9 protein-coding genes are annotated in these 13,677 nt (G+C 71.3%); 7 read left to right on the forward strand and 2 right to left on the reverse strand.

Annotation, left to right across the window (positions count from 1 at the left end; translation table 11 throughout):
- Window positions 1-30 precede the first annotated feature (30 nt).
- The gene (locus tag H4696_RS46830) at window positions 31-1,194 is read left to right on the forward strand and encodes an ROK family transcriptional regulator (protein WP_086864562.1); all 1,164 of its coding nucleotides are present in this window, start codon (window positions 31-33) and stop codon (window positions 1,192-1,194) included.
- Between the two features lie 123 nt (window positions 1,195-1,317).
- Here H4696_RS46830 and H4696_RS46835 read toward each other — a convergent pair whose 3' ends face one another.
- The gene (locus tag H4696_RS46835) at window positions 1,318-2,388 is read right to left on the reverse strand and encodes a glycoside hydrolase family 99 protein (protein ID WP_211299817.1); all 1,071 of its coding nucleotides are present in this window, start codon (window positions 2,386-2,388) and stop codon (window positions 1,318-1,320) included.
- Window positions 2,389-2,519: 131 nt separating this feature from the next.
- A complete protein-coding gene (locus H4696_RS46840; RefSeq protein WP_086864560.1) occupies window positions 2,520-5,753 on the reverse strand; it encodes a S8 family serine peptidase in 3,234 nt (1,077 codons plus the stop codon).
- A 235-nt stretch (window positions 5,754-5,988) separates the two neighbouring features.
- Here H4696_RS46840 and H4696_RS46845 point away from each other — a divergent pair, with 235 nt between their 5' ends.
- The 6 genes from H4696_RS46845 (at window position 5,989) to H4696_RS46870 (ending at window position 13,675) form a co-directional block, all read left to right on the forward strand.
- A complete protein-coding gene (locus H4696_RS46845; protein ID WP_086864559.1) occupies window positions 5,989-6,603 on the forward strand; it encodes a TetR/AcrR family transcriptional regulator in 615 nt (204 codons plus the stop codon).
- Between the two features lie 2 nt (window positions 6,604-6,605).
- On the forward strand, window positions 6,606-7,505 hold the full coding sequence (locus tag H4696_RS46850; protein WP_169735173.1) for an ABC transporter ATP-binding protein: 900 nt from the start codon (window positions 6,606-6,608) through the stop codon (window positions 7,503-7,505).
- The gene (locus H4696_RS46855; protein WP_192782920.1) at window positions 7,502-9,064 is read left to right on the forward strand and encodes an ABC transporter permease; all 1,563 of its coding nucleotides are present in this window, start codon (window positions 7,502-7,504) and stop codon (window positions 9,062-9,064) included. The genes H4696_RS46850 and H4696_RS46855 overlap by 4 nt, the downstream gene beginning before the upstream one ends.
- A gap of 233 nt (window positions 9,065-9,297) precedes the next feature.
- Window positions 9,298-10,746 (forward strand): amidohydrolase, encoded by a 1,449-nt coding sequence (locus H4696_RS46860; protein ID WP_086863766.1) that lies wholly within the window; start codon window positions 9,298-9,300, stop codon window positions 10,744-10,746.
- An 83-nt stretch (window positions 10,747-10,829) separates the two neighbouring features.
- Window positions 10,830-13,172, forward strand: coding sequence for a GH92 family glycosyl hydrolase (locus H4696_RS46865; protein ID WP_225956008.1), 2,343 nt, complete (start codon window positions 10,830-10,832; stop codon window positions 13,170-13,172).
- Window positions 13,173-13,198: 26 nt separating this feature from the next.
- On the forward strand, window positions 13,199-13,675 hold the full coding sequence (locus H4696_RS46870; RefSeq protein WP_086863767.1) for a DUF2127 domain-containing protein: 477 nt from the start codon (window positions 13,199-13,201) through the stop codon (window positions 13,673-13,675).
- Window positions 13,676-13,677 lie beyond the last annotated feature (2 nt).

Here is a 13,677-nt window from a genome sequence, read left to right on the forward strand (position 1 = left end):
CCGGTTAAAGTGCACAGCAGGAGGGGACAGATGACCCAGGCCGTGCGGCACGAGGAGATGCGCGCCCGCAACCTCGAGGTCGTGCTGGGCGCGGTCCACCGCGGCGGCGCCCTTACCCGCGCCGCGCTCGCCGAGGTCACCGGTCTGACCAAGTCCACGGTGAGCAAGCTGGTCGGCGACCTGGTCGACGCGGGGCTGCTCGCCGAGACCGGGCCGGCCCGGGCGGGCGAACGCGGCCGTCCCGGCGTGGAAGTCGTGCTCAGCGGGGCCCGCGTGGCGTCGCTCGGGCTCGAAATCAACGTCGACTACCTCGCCGTGCGCGTGCTCGACCTCACCGGCGGCGTCCGGTTCGCCGCCCGCCGCGAACGCGACAACCGCGGTTCGCGGCCGAAGAAGGTCTTGGGTGAGCTGCAGGCGCTCGCCACCGAGGCGCTCACCGAGACCCACCGGCTCGGCCTCGAGGTCGCGGGCGCGGTGCTCGCGGTGTCCGGCCCGGTCGGCGACGGCGTGCTCTTCAGCGCGCCCAACCTCGGCTGGCAGGACGTCCGCCCGGCCGACCTGCTGCGCCTGCCGATCCCGGTCGAGCTGGACAACGAAGCGAACCTCGCGGCCCTCGGCGAGCTCTGGTACGGCGACGGCGAACGCGACTTCCTCTACGTCTCCGGCGAAGTCGGCATCGGCGCCGGCCTGGTCGTCGACGGCACGCTGTTCGCCGGCGCCCGCGGCCTGGCCGGCGAGCTGGGCCACGTCGTGGTCGCACCCCAGGGCCCGCTCTGCCGCTGCGGCGGGAGCGGTTGCCTGGAAACCTTCGCGGGCCAGGAAGCGTTGCTGGCGGCCGGAAACGCGCCGACGCTCCCCGCGTTCGTGGCGGCACTGGCGGACGGCGACCGCGCGGCGCGGGATGCGTGCGACGCCGCCGGGAAGGCCCTCGGCATCGCCCTGACGTCGGCGGTGAACCTCCTGGACCTCGACCGCATCGTGCTGGGCGGGGTGTTCACGCAGCTGTACCCGTGGCTGTCCGGCCCGGTGTCGGAGGTACTGGCCACCCGCCTCGGCGGTCTCCGCGGCGCACCCCCGGTGCTGACGGCTTCACGCCTCGGCGGCGACGCCGCGACGCTCGGGGCGGCGGGCCGGGTCGTGCACCGCGTGCTCGCCGACCCGGCGCCGTTCGTCAGCCGGGCTCAGGAGGCGTAAGCCTCCACTTCGGACGGCCGCCCGGTGTTGTCTGGCGCCCCAAGGCGGCCTTGGTTGCGTCTGGTGCACCGAAGGCCGCCTTGGGTGCGTGTGACGCACCGAAGGCCACATTGGGGCGCGCCGTCAACGGGCCTGCGACCCGCTCGCGGTGACCGGCCGCCCCTGCGCCAGGTTGACCGACGCGGGCGGCGGTCCGCCCAGCTGAGCCGTCCAGTAGCGGGTCCGGTCCAGGTAAGCGGTCTCCGAAGCCGCCCCAGACGTTCCGTAGGCCCCGGCGAACGTCTCGTACCCGGCAGCAGGCGGCGAAGACCGCGCGGGCTCGATGACCGACCCTTCGTGCCATTCGTTGAACGACGTCACCGAAACCCAGTCGGCCTGCGAAGAAAGCGCGTTCTGCCACTCGCGGTCGTAGGTCGCGCCGTTGTCGCGCGACAGGGTCGGGGTCGTGTTGCCCGGCACCGCGCGGTCGTCGACGTACCCGGGACCCACCGAAGGCGCCCACACGAGCCCGTTCGCCTCGCAGTACTCGCCGGCCTCGCGCCAGCCCGGTGCGGTGGCCCCGGCGATCGCGTCGTAGGTGTACATCCCGCCGAAGTGCGCGACCTTGCTCGTGTCGGTCGTCTGCGCCAGCACGATCGCCGACGAGCGGACCTGGTCCAGTGCCGTCCAGTCGGTGATCCGCAGGCTCTCGAAGACGTAGAACGCGCCGCGGCCGCCTTCGCGGTAGAAGGCGGGACTCGAACCGTACCGCCCCAGGATGTAGTTAACGTCGGCCACAGTGGACGCCGCCGTCCGCCCGCTGTAGGGCTCGAGGTGCCACGCGACCTTGATCCCGTGCCGGGCCGCGGCTTCCAGCACGCCGGCCGCCAGACCGTCCTCATAGGACCCCTGGCCCCACCAGCTGTACACGATCACCCCGGCGCCGGACTGCTCGATCCAGCGCATGTGCTGTTCGACCGCACCGGAGAAATCACCGGAGTCGTACGGCCCCAGCACCGGGTAGAAGTTCGCGCCGATGTCGGCAGGGGGCGTGTGGCCGCCCTGCGTCCAGTGCCGGTAACCGGTGGAACTGCCGCCGTACCAGGGGTAGTAGAAGAGGTGGGTCCGGGAAGACAGCGAGGCCGCGTGCGCGGCACCCGGCAAAGTGGCCGCCAGCAAAAGAAGCGCGGCGAAGAACGTCGAAATCCGGCGCATGTTCCAGACCATACGGACCCGCCCCGAACCAGGGCAACACTTCACCGCACATACGCAAACTTGCGTCGGAAACCCACCAATACAACGAAAACCGCCCCGGGCGAACCCAGGGCGGTTTCCGTTGAGCGGGACTAGCTCACGGCGTTGATCAGCACCAGCGAGGAGCCGACCGTGACACCGGTGTCGGTCTGCACGGTCAGCTGACCGCGCAGGGTCCGGCCGGCGGCCGGGGCCGCGTTGACCGTCACCGTCGCCGGGACCGTCCACGAGCTGCCCGACGCGTGCGCCGCGTTGGCGTCGGTCACCGCGACCGAGCCGAAGCCCGGGTTGGTGAACACGTCGAGGTAGTCGAACTCGGTCGTGCCGGCGGGCACCGCGTACCCGTCGACCAGCGCGACCCAGGTGCCCGCGGCCGGGTTGGCCACGGTCACCGACTCCTCGGAGTCACCGTCCGCGCTGACCGCCGCCTGCACGCAGGAGCCGGTCGTGCAGTTGTACAGCACCAGGTCCAGGTCGGCGCCGGTGTCGGACGTCTTGCCGATCGTGGCCGTCAGCGACGTCGAGCCCGGCGTCACCGCGATCTGGTACTGCTGCTGCGCGCCTTCGCCGATCGACGGCCGCGCCGCCTTCGCGCTGCCCAGCGTGGCGCCGTTCAGCTTTCCGGTGAACGCGCCCAGCGTGTTCGTCACGGTGTAGGACCGCGCGATCGGCGCGCCCAGCGTGGCCGAGGCGATGGTGTCCGGGTTCGGCGAAATCGCCGTGCCCAGCACCGAAGCCGACAGCTTGTACGCCGCGTCGGCCACATCGGACGTCCGGCGCGCCTCGACGACGATCTCCCACACGCCCGGGAGCGGGTTGGCGATCGTGCGGCTGGTCGGCGTGCCACCGGGGCAGCCGGCACCCGCGTCGGGGAGGTAGCAGTACGTCGTGGACGTGCTGGCCTCGGCCGGGACGCCGGTCGGGTCGTAGCGCAGGAACCGCACCTGGCCCTTGCCCGGGGCGCCGGCGCCGGCGTCCAGGTCGACCTTCAGCGCGCTGGCGCCCTGCGGCACCCGCACGAAGTAGCTGGTCGCCTGGTTGCGGGCGATCTTGCCGGACACGTCGACCTGGTAGCCCTTGTCCGCAGTGAACTCCTGCGGCGCGAAGACCGTGTTGAGGGTCTGCACGTCGATGCCGATGGTCAGCGGGTTGTCGAGGTTCAGCACCGCCGAGTGGGCGCCCGCGGTCTTCGGGTCGACCTTGACGTCGAACTTCACCGGCGTGTTCAGCGGCAGGACCACCGTGGACTTCGACGAGAACGTGCCGTCGTTGCCGGTCCACCGCGCGAAGTACGGCACCGGCTGCGCCGAACCCGTGGTGCGGGTGATCGTGTACGTGCGGGTGTAGGACTTGCCCGTGGTCACGCCTTCGCGGTCGTGGATGCCCACGCCCGTGTTCGGGGTGGCCAGCAGGCCCGACAGCGCGGTGTGCACCTCGACCGACGTCGAAACGGCGTCCGGCTTCGGGTTCAGCGACAGCGCGACGAACGCGGCCGGGACGTTGAACAGGCCCGCGCCCTGGGCGTACGCGCCGATGCCCGGCACGAACCGCGCGGTCGACTTGATGGCCGAGCGCAGCTGCGCGACCGGCGGCCGCTGGCCCTTGTGCGTCGCCTTGTACGCGCTCACCAGCAGTGCCGCCGCGCCGGTCGCCTGCGGCGACGCCATCGACGTGCCCTGCAGCATCGCGTAGCCCGCGGGCAGGCCGTACGTACCGGCCACCGGGCCTCCCGCTTCCCAGCGCGGGATGGTCGCGATCGCCGCGCCGGGCGCGATGATGTCCGGCTTGAAGCCGCCGTCCTCGCGCGGGCCGCGCGAGGAGAACGGGTGCAGCGACTCGGCGTTCTTGGTGACCGAGCCGTAGTTCGACAGCCAGGTCTCCTTGGTGATGTACGAGCCGACCGAGATCGCGTCCGTGGCCACCGACGGGTCGCCGACGGTGTTCGCCCCGGCGCCGCTGTTGCCGGCCGAGATGAAGATCTGGACGTTGTACTCGGCGATCGTGCGGTTGTAGAGCTCCGCACGGGCGTTGTTGCCGTCGTTGAGCGCCGGCAGGCCGCCGATCGAGATGTTGATGACGTCGGCGCCGTGGCTGGCCGCGTAGACGACACCGTCGATCAGGCCCGACGACGTGCAGGCGGTGCCGGTGAGGCAGACCTTGACCGCCAGGAGCTTCGCGCCCGGGGCCGCGCCGTCCATCTTGCCGCCGAACAGGTCGTTGCCGGCGGCGATGCCCGCGACGTGCGAGCCGTGCTCGGCGCCGGCGATGCCGATGCCGACGTAGCCCGGCTTGTCGGTCTGGACCACGAAGGCCATCCGCTCGGCGACGTCGGTCGCCGGGTTGTCCGTGCCGAAGAAGCCGTAGTCGTACTTCTTGGCGTAGTCGGTCATCGGCTTCTCGTCGGTGAAGTCGCCGTTGCCGTTGAGGTCGACCCGGACCTCCTTGGTCGCCGGGTCGAGCAGCACGCCCCACGAGTCGGCGCGGTCGCCGTCGCGGTTGATGTCACCGCCGGTCTCGCTGTCCGCGCCGCCCAGGTCGCCCGCGGTCTCGCCGAACACGCCGAACGTGTACGGGCCGCCGGTGGCCGGGGCCGTCCAGGTCTTGCCGTTCGCGGTGAAGGTGCCGGTGTAGGTCTGCGTGGACTGCTTGACCCAGGTGCCGTCGCCGGAGTTGGTGGCGTTGGCGTTGTACCAGTCGACGATCTTGCGTTCGCCGTGGCTGGTGGTGGCCAGCGCGGGGGAGTCGAGGTCGACGCCGGAGTCGAGCACCGCGACCGTGGTGTCCTTGCCGTCCCAGTTGGGCAGGACCTGGCCGAACTGCGCCGCGTAGGTGTCCCCGGTGGGCAGGTACGGGTTGACGCGCGGGGTGTCCTTGCCCGGGGCCGGCTGCGGCAGCGGGGTGGTCGCGCCGTCGGGCTTCGGGTCGTCGCGCATGATGAGGCCGTCGACGTCGACGGCGTTGACCGCCTTGAGCTTCGCGGCCTTCTCCGCCTTCTCGGGCGGGATGGTGACCTTGACGTAGTCGAGCTTGGTGTCGGTGGACTGGACGACGCCACCGAGCGCCTTGAGCTGGTCGACGGCCGCGCCGGTCTGGCCCTTCTCGGCCGCGATCAGCAGCGTGACTTCGGGCTTGCCGGCCTTCTCGGCTTCGGCGACGAGCGCGCGGTCGTGCTCGTCGAGGGTCTTGCCGTCGGCCGCGCCGGTCGAGGGCGGCGCCTGCTGGGCGGACGCCACGGGAACGGCGACGCCGAGGACGGAGGCGCCGAGTGCGGTGGCGAGGACGGTGATCCCGGCCCGCCGTCTCCAGCGCGATCTGTGCTGTGTCACTGAAACGACCCTTCGTGAAGATGTGCGTCCGAGCAGTACACCGTGTGGGATCTTCGTCAGCAATAAGACAGTTAGCCCAAAGACCGCAATTGGTTGCGAGCCGAATGGCCTAGTGGGCTGACCGGTTAGGCGGCAACCCGAAGCGGCACTTTCACGTGAAAGTGCCGCCTTGCTATATGTGCGTGTAGTCGACTACATTCACATGTAGTCGACTACACGCACGTATAGGACACGCATGAGCACCGAAGACCTCACCGCGCGGGCCCGGATCCGCGACGCCGCCATCCGGCTGTTCACCGAACGCGGCATGGAAAAGACGTCGATCCTGGACATCGCCGAGGAAGCCGGGGTGTCGGGCGGGCTGATCCGCCACCACTTCGGCTCGAAGGACGGCCTGCGCGAGGCCTGTGACAGCTACGTCTTCGACGAGCTAATGAAGTTCAAGGAAGACGTACTGGCGAAGGGGGCCGCGAACCCGGGGTTCCTCCCGACGTTCGACGCCCGCCAGTTGCTGTACCGCCGGTACCTGGGGCGCGCGATGATCGACGGCTCCGAAGCCGCGGCGGTGCAGTTCGTGGAGATCGTCGACGAAACCGAACGCTACTTCCGGGAGCAGGGCATGGACGTGCCCGACCCGCGGGGCGTCGCCGCCGCGCTCGCCGCGATGACCGGCGGGCTGATGATCCTGCAGGACCACGTCGCCCGCGCGCTCGGCGAGGAGCCGGGCACGAGCGAGGCGATGCTGCGGATGTCAGCGGCCGCCGGGCACCTGTTCCTGAACCCGCTCGCCACCACCGAAGTCCTCGAAAAGGCCCGCGAAGCGCTGGCCGCGTACCAACGGAAGGAATGACGATGGCCGAAGCGATCACCGCGGACGGCCTCACCAAGGCGTTCGGCCGGACGAAAGCCCTCGACGGGCTCGACCTGACCGTCCACACCGGCGAGGTACACGGCTTCCTCGGGCCCAACGGCGCCGGCAAGACCACGACGATCCGCGTCCTGCTGGGGCTGATGCGGGCCGACGGCGGCCGCGCCACCCTGCTCGGCGGCGACCCGTGGGCCGACGCGACGCGGCTGCACCGGCGGCTCGCGTACGTGCCGGGCGACGTCACCCTCTGGCCCAACCTCACCGGCGGCGAGGTCATCGACCTGCTCGGCCGGCTGCGCGGCGGCCTCGACGTCAAGCGGCGCGCGGAGCTGATCGAGCGGTTCGACCTCGACCCGCGCAAGAAGGGCCGGACGTACTCGAAGGGCAACCGGCAGAAGGTCGCGCTCGTCGCGGCGCTGGCGTCCGATGTGGAGCTGCTGGTGTTCGACGAGCCGACGTCCGGGCTCGATCCGCTGATGGAGGAGGCGTTCCGGCAGGTCGTCGACGAGGAGCGAGCCCGCGGCGACCGGACGGTGCTGCTCTCTTCGCACATCCTGTCCGAGGTCGAGGCGCTGTGCGACCGCGTCACGATCATCCGGGCCGGCCGCACCGTCGAGTCGGGCACCCTCGACGAGCTGCGGCACCTCGGCCGCATCACGATCGACGCGTCGCTCGCGCACGTGCCGGCGGATCTGGCGTCGCTGCCGGGCGTCCACGACCTGAGCACGTACGGCTCGCACGTCCACCTGTCCGTCGACCAGCCCGCGCTGGACGACGTGATGCGGCACCTGGCCGAAGCCGGGCTGCGGAACCTGGTCAGCCGCCCGCCGACGCTCGAGGAGCTGTTCCTCCGCCACTACGAGCCGGTCGGAGCGGTGCGATGACCGGGACCTTCGCCCTGCTGCGGCTGGTGCTCCGCCGCGACCGGCTGCTGATGCCACTGTGGATCGTCGCCTTGACAGCGGCGCCGATGGGATACCTGTCCTCGATCGAGGCGGCGTACCCGGACGCGGCGTCGCGACAGCACTTCTACGACCTCAACGCCGCTAGTGCGACGTTCGTGGTCCGCAACGGCCCGCTCTACGGCTCGTCGGTGGGGAACCTGCTCGCCTGGCAGTGCGGGTTCGTCCCGGTCGTGGCCGGGCTGATCGCGCTGCTCACGGTGATCCGGCACACCCGGACCGAGGAGGAGGCCGGTCGCCGGGAGCTGACCGGCGCGACCGTCGTCGGGCGGCACGCGGGCTTGGCGGCCGCGGTGCTCGCCGCGTGCGGGGCGAGCCTCGGCTACGGCCTGCTCGTGGGTGCCGGGCTGGCCGCGCAAGGCGTTCCGGTGGCGGGGGCGTTCGCGCTGGGGCTCGGGTTTTCCTTGTGCGGCTGGGTGTTCGCCGGGGTCGGCGCGGTCGCGGCGCAGCTGACATGGGGTGCGAGCGGCGCGCGGGGGATCGGGATCGGCGGGCTCGTCCTGGCGTTCCTGCTGCGCGCGGCCGGGGACAGCAGCGACTCGGCGGGGTGGCTCGCGTGGCTGTCGCCGATCGGCTGGGCGCACCGGCTGCGGCCGTTCGCGGGCGAGCGGTGGTGGGTCCTCGCGCTGGGCGTTTTCGCGACCGTGTTGTTCTTCGCGGCGGCGGTTCTGCTGTCCGCGCGGCGGGACCTCGGCGCGGCGCTGCTCCCGGCCCGGCTGGGCCGGGCGACGGCGAAGGCGTCGCTGCGCTCGCCGTGGGCGCTGGCCTGGCGGCTGCAGCGGGGGACGCTCGTGGTCTGGACCGGCTGCCTCGCGCTGATCGGGCTGCTGATGGGCGGGGTCGCGCAGAACGTCACGGGCATGATGCGCGACAACCCCGCCGTCGCGGAGGTGTTCTCCCGCGTGGGCGGCGGTGGCGCGGTGACGGACGCGTACCTGGCGGGCACGATGACGCTGTTCGGCCTGGCGGCGGCGGGTTACGCGGTGCAGGCGACGCTGAAGCTGCGTGCCGAGGAGGCGGCGGGCCGCGCGGAACCGGTGCTGGCGACGGCGGTCGGGCGGCTCGGCTGGGCGTCGGCGCACGGGCTGTTCGCGGTGCTGGGCTCGACGTTCCTGCTGGCGGTCACGGGGTTGGCGACCGGCGCGGCGTACGGAACGGGTGCGTCACTGGTCCCGGCGGCGCTGGCCCAGCTGCCCGCGGTGTGGGTGCTGGCCGGGCTGGCGGTGGCGTTGATCGGCTTCGCCCCGCGCTTCGCCGCGGCGGCGTGGGGGCTGCTGGGGGCGTTCCTGCTGCTGTCGCTGGTGGGGACGGCGTTGCGGTGGAGTCCCGCGGTGCTGGGGATTTCGCCGTTCCAGCACCTGGCGCGCCTGCCGGGCGGAACGTTCTCGCTGCCGCCGGTGCTCTGGCTGGTCCTGATCGCGGGCGCGGCCGGCGCCGTCGGCCTGATCGCGTTGCGGCGCCGGGACATCCCGGTCGGGTAAAGCCGTGAATGCCACATTGAGGGACCTTAAGTCCGTGGATGTGGCATTCACGGATGTCGGCGGCAACCGAGGGAGTCGAACCCTGCGCGGCTTGTGAAGGCGGCGCCCATGGACCGGCCCTGACCCTTCGGCGGGCGACGGCTGCCAGTGGAAACAACACTAGCTAGTACCCGGATATTTCCCATCTCAAGCCGTGCTTCACCCGGATGGGGTCCGGCTGGCAAGGTAACGGCATGGACGATCTCCTGCTGCGCCGCGTGCGCCCCGGGCTCGGCGGCGAGCTCGCGGACGTCCGGGTCAACGACGGCCGCGTCACGGCGATCACCGAGCCGGGGGCGCCCGGGTTCGCCGCGCGGGTGGTCGACGGCCACGGCGGCACGCTGCTGCCGGGTTTGGTGGACGCGCACGTCCACGTCGTGCAGTGGGCGACGTCCCGCCGTCGCATCCCCCTGGACGCGGCCCGGTCGGCGGCGCAGGCCATCGAACTGCTGCTGGCGCACCTGCTGGCGACGCCGGCCCCGCAGACGGAGCTGGTGGTGGGCGCGGGCTTCCGCGACGGGCTGTGGCCGGACCTGCCGCACAAGGACATGCTGCAGCGCGCGCTCCCCGGCCGCGCGGTCGCGTTGTTCAGCGCGGACCTCCACACGCTCTGGCTGAGCCCGGCGGCCCTGAAGCTGATCGGCCGCGACCACCCGACCGGCGTCCTGCTGGAGGCCGACTGCATGAGCGCGACGGCCCAGCTCCCGACCGCGTCGATCGACACCCAGGACGCGTGGGTCGCGGAAGCGCTCGCCGCGGCGGCCGCCCGCGGCGTCACGCAGATCGTCGACTACGAGTACGCGGACACGGTGGCGGACTGGACCCGCCGGGGCACCCCGGCGACCCGGGTCTCGTGCGTGATCGCGAAGCACCTGCTGGACCAGACCATCGAGCGCGGCCACCGCACGGGCGACGTCCTCCCGGACGCCGGCGGGCGCCTCACGGTCGGCCCGTTCAAGCTCTTCGTGGACGGCTCCCTCAACACCCGCACGGCCTACTGCCACGACCCGTACCCCGGCAGCGAGTCACCGGGACTGCTCGAACTCCCGCCCGCCGCGCTGCTTCCGTTGATGCGGCGGGCTTTCGACCACGGCCTGCTCCCGGCGGTCCACGCGATCGGCGACCACGCCAACACGATCGCGCTGGACGCGTTCGAGGAGCTCGGCTGCCCGGGCCGCATCGAGCACGCCCAGCTGCTCTCGGCGTCAGACATCCCCCGGTTCGCGGCTTTGGGCCTGGTGGCGTCGATCCAGCCCGCCCACCAGCCGGACGACCGGGACGTCGCGGACCGCTACTGGCACGGCCGGACTGAGCGGGCGTTTCCGTACCGTTCGCTGCTGGAGTCGGGCGCCCGCCTGGAGTTCGGCTCGGACGCCCCGGTCGCGCCCCTCGACCCGTGGGACGGCATCGCCTCGGCCGTCGCCCGGACCGACGACGAGCGGCCGCCGTGGCACCCGGAGCAGTCGATCCCGTTCACCGAGGCGCTGGCGGCCTCTTCGGGCGGCCGCCGCGGAGTGGCGGTGGGGGACGTCGCGGACCTGATGGTGACGGCGACGGACCCGTCGACGCTGTCGCCGTCCGACCTGCGGAACCTCCCGGTGACGGCGACCATCCTCGACGGGCACGTGACGCACCTGAGCTGAGCCGACGTCCGGGGCTTGCAATGTCCACCGGACAACGGAAAGGATCTCACCGTTGATGTGACAACGTTGTCAGGAGGACACGGATGGGAACGCGGACGCGCGTCCTTGCCACCCTGCTCGCCGGAGCCACGACGCTGGCCCTCGCGACGCCCGCGCAAGCCGCCGGGCCGAGATTCGCCGACGACCCCACCACGCTCGTCGACACCTCGATCGGCAACAACGGGGACGGCACCACCTTCCCGGGCGCCACCACCCCGTTCGGGATGGTCCAGCTCAGCCCGGACACCCAGCTCAAGAAGTACGCGTCCTACGACTACGCCCAGGACACGACCCTCGGCTTCAGCCACACCCACCTCTCCGGTGTCGGCTGCCAGACGATGGGCAACTTCCGCTTCATGCCCACCACCGGTGCCGTGACCAGCAGCGATCCCGCGCAGTACGGCGCGAAGTTCAGCCACGCCGACGAGACCCGCGGGCCCGGGTACTACGGCGTCAAGCTCGGCAACGGCGTCGAAGCCGAGCTGACCGCCACCCAGCGCACCGGCCAGCACCGCTACACCTTCCCGGACGGCGCGAGCCAGAACGTCCTCATCGAGGTCGGCGAGAGCAACGGCTACACCTACGCCGGTGACGTCCACGTCGTCGGCGACGACACCGTCGAGGGCTGGCTGCAGGGCGGCAACTTCTGCTGGGAGACGCAGAAGGAGCGCTACAAGGTCTTCTTCAGCGCCAAGTTCGACCGCGCGTTCACCGGCTTCGGCACCTGGACGGACTCGAAGCTGACGCCGAACCAGCGTGACGCGAAGCTCGGCTCCCAGCGCACCGGCGCGTGGCTGACCTTCGGCAGCGACAAGAAGCAGGTCGGCGCCTCCGTCGGCCTGTCCTACACCTCGATCGACGGCGCCCGGCTGAACCGCGCCGCCGAGCAGCCCCGGTCGTTCGACAAGGCGCGCAACGCGGCTCACGACACGTGGAAGGACGAGCTGAACCGGCTGCGCGTCGCCGGCGGGACGACCGCCGACCAGCGCACCTACTACAGCGCGCTGTACCGGTCGCTGCTGCACCCGTCCGTCGGGTCCGATGTGGACGGTTCCTACCGCGGCTTCGACGACGCCGTGCACCGGAGCCGGGACACGTACTACCAGATGTTCTCGCTCTGGGACACCTACCGTTCGCAGAACCAGCTCGTCGCGCTGCTGCACCCGGACAAGGCCGCGGACATGACCAAGTCCGTCCTCAAGATCTACCAGGACGGCGGCTGGGTCCCGCGCTGGGCGCTGGGCGGCGGCGAGACGAACGTGATGAGCGGCGACCCCGTCACGCCGTGGGTGGTCGACAACTACCGCCGCGGCATCCTGGACGACAAGACCGCGCGTCAGCTCTTCGACGCGTTGTGGCGCAACGCCAACGAAGTCCCGAAGGACCAGTCGATCTTCCGCGGCCGCGACGGCAACCCGAGCTACGTGAAGAACGGCTGGATCGGCTACCAGGACCTCCCGGGCTACACCTACGGTGACACCCGCCAGGCCGGCTCGGCGACCCTCGAGTACGCCCTCGCCGACTGCGCGCTGTCGACCATGGCGGCCGGGCTGGGCTACCGCGACAAGGTGGCGACGCTTTCCGCGCGCTGCGGCAACTTCGCGAAACTGTGGGACACCAGCGTCGAATCCCACGGCTTCACCGGGTTCCCGCGCACGCGCGCGGCGGACGGCACCGGCGTGGGCGACCCCGACCCGGCGCAGTCGACCGGCTTCCACGAAGGCACGCCGTGGCAGTACCAGTGGCTCGCCCAGCAGGACACCGCGAAACTGTTCGGCCTGATGGGCGGCCCGGCGCAGGCCGAAAAGCGGCTCGACACGTTCTTCGACATCCCGCTGCTGCTGACCGACCCGGCGAAGGCCGCCAAGGACTCGTGGGTCCACGGCGCGTACGACTACCACAACAACTTCGCCTTCAACCCGAACAACGAACCCGACCTGCACGCGCCCTGGATGTACAGCTGGACGGGCGCGCCGTGGAAGACCTCGGCCGTGCTGCGCGCGGCGCGGACGCTCTTCACCGACACGCCGTACGGCATGCCCGGCAACGACGACCTCGGCACCATCTCGTCGTGGCTCGTCTTCGGCATGACCGGCGTCTTCGAAGCCCAGCCCGGCTCCGGGACGTACCTGCTCAGCACGCCGATGTTCGAGAAGGTCGAGATCCGCCCGGCCGGCGGCCGCAAGATCGAGATCGAGGCACCCGGCGCGAGCGCGGCGAAGCTCCAGTACACAAAGGACGTCCGGATCGGGTCGCGCGGTTACGACCGCAGCTGGATCTCTCACGCGGACCTGCTCCGCGCGGGCAAGATCCGGTTCTCGCTGAGCGACGCTCCCACGGAATGGGGCACGACGTCCGTTCCGCCCGCTCTGTCCCAGGTGCGCTGACCTGCGGTTTGTGCTGAGCTGGGAGCATGACGGAAGCGAAGACCACGGCGACGGAGAAGTTCTTCCGGATCGCCATCGCGATCAAGGGCCTCGACGGCGCTCTGCAGGTCGTCGGGGCCCTGATCCTCGCCTTCATCCCGGCGTCGGCCGTCAGCGGCTTCACCCACGCCGTGATCACCCGTGACCTGCTCGGCGACCCCTCGGGCACGCTGGCGCGGCACCTCCAGTCGGCGACCGAGAACTTCATCGACGGCGACACCAAGACGTTCGCCGTCGCCTACCTGCTCGCCCACGGGCTCATCAAGCTCGGCCTGGTGTGGGCGCTGGCCCGGAAGATCGTCCGCGCCTACCCCGTGGCGGCCGTCATCCTCGCCGCCTTCGTGGTCTACGAGATCTTCCGGGCCGTGCACACCCACTCGATCGCGCTCCCGTTCTTCGCCGCGCTGGACGTCGTGATCATCGTCCTCGTGCTGCGCGAGTACCGGCAGCTGAAACGCGGCTAACC

The organism is Amycolatopsis lexingtonensis (assembly GCF_014873755.1).
Taxonomy (GTDB): Bacteria; Actinomycetota; Actinomycetes; order Mycobacteriales; family Pseudonocardiaceae; genus Amycolatopsis; species Amycolatopsis lexingtonensis.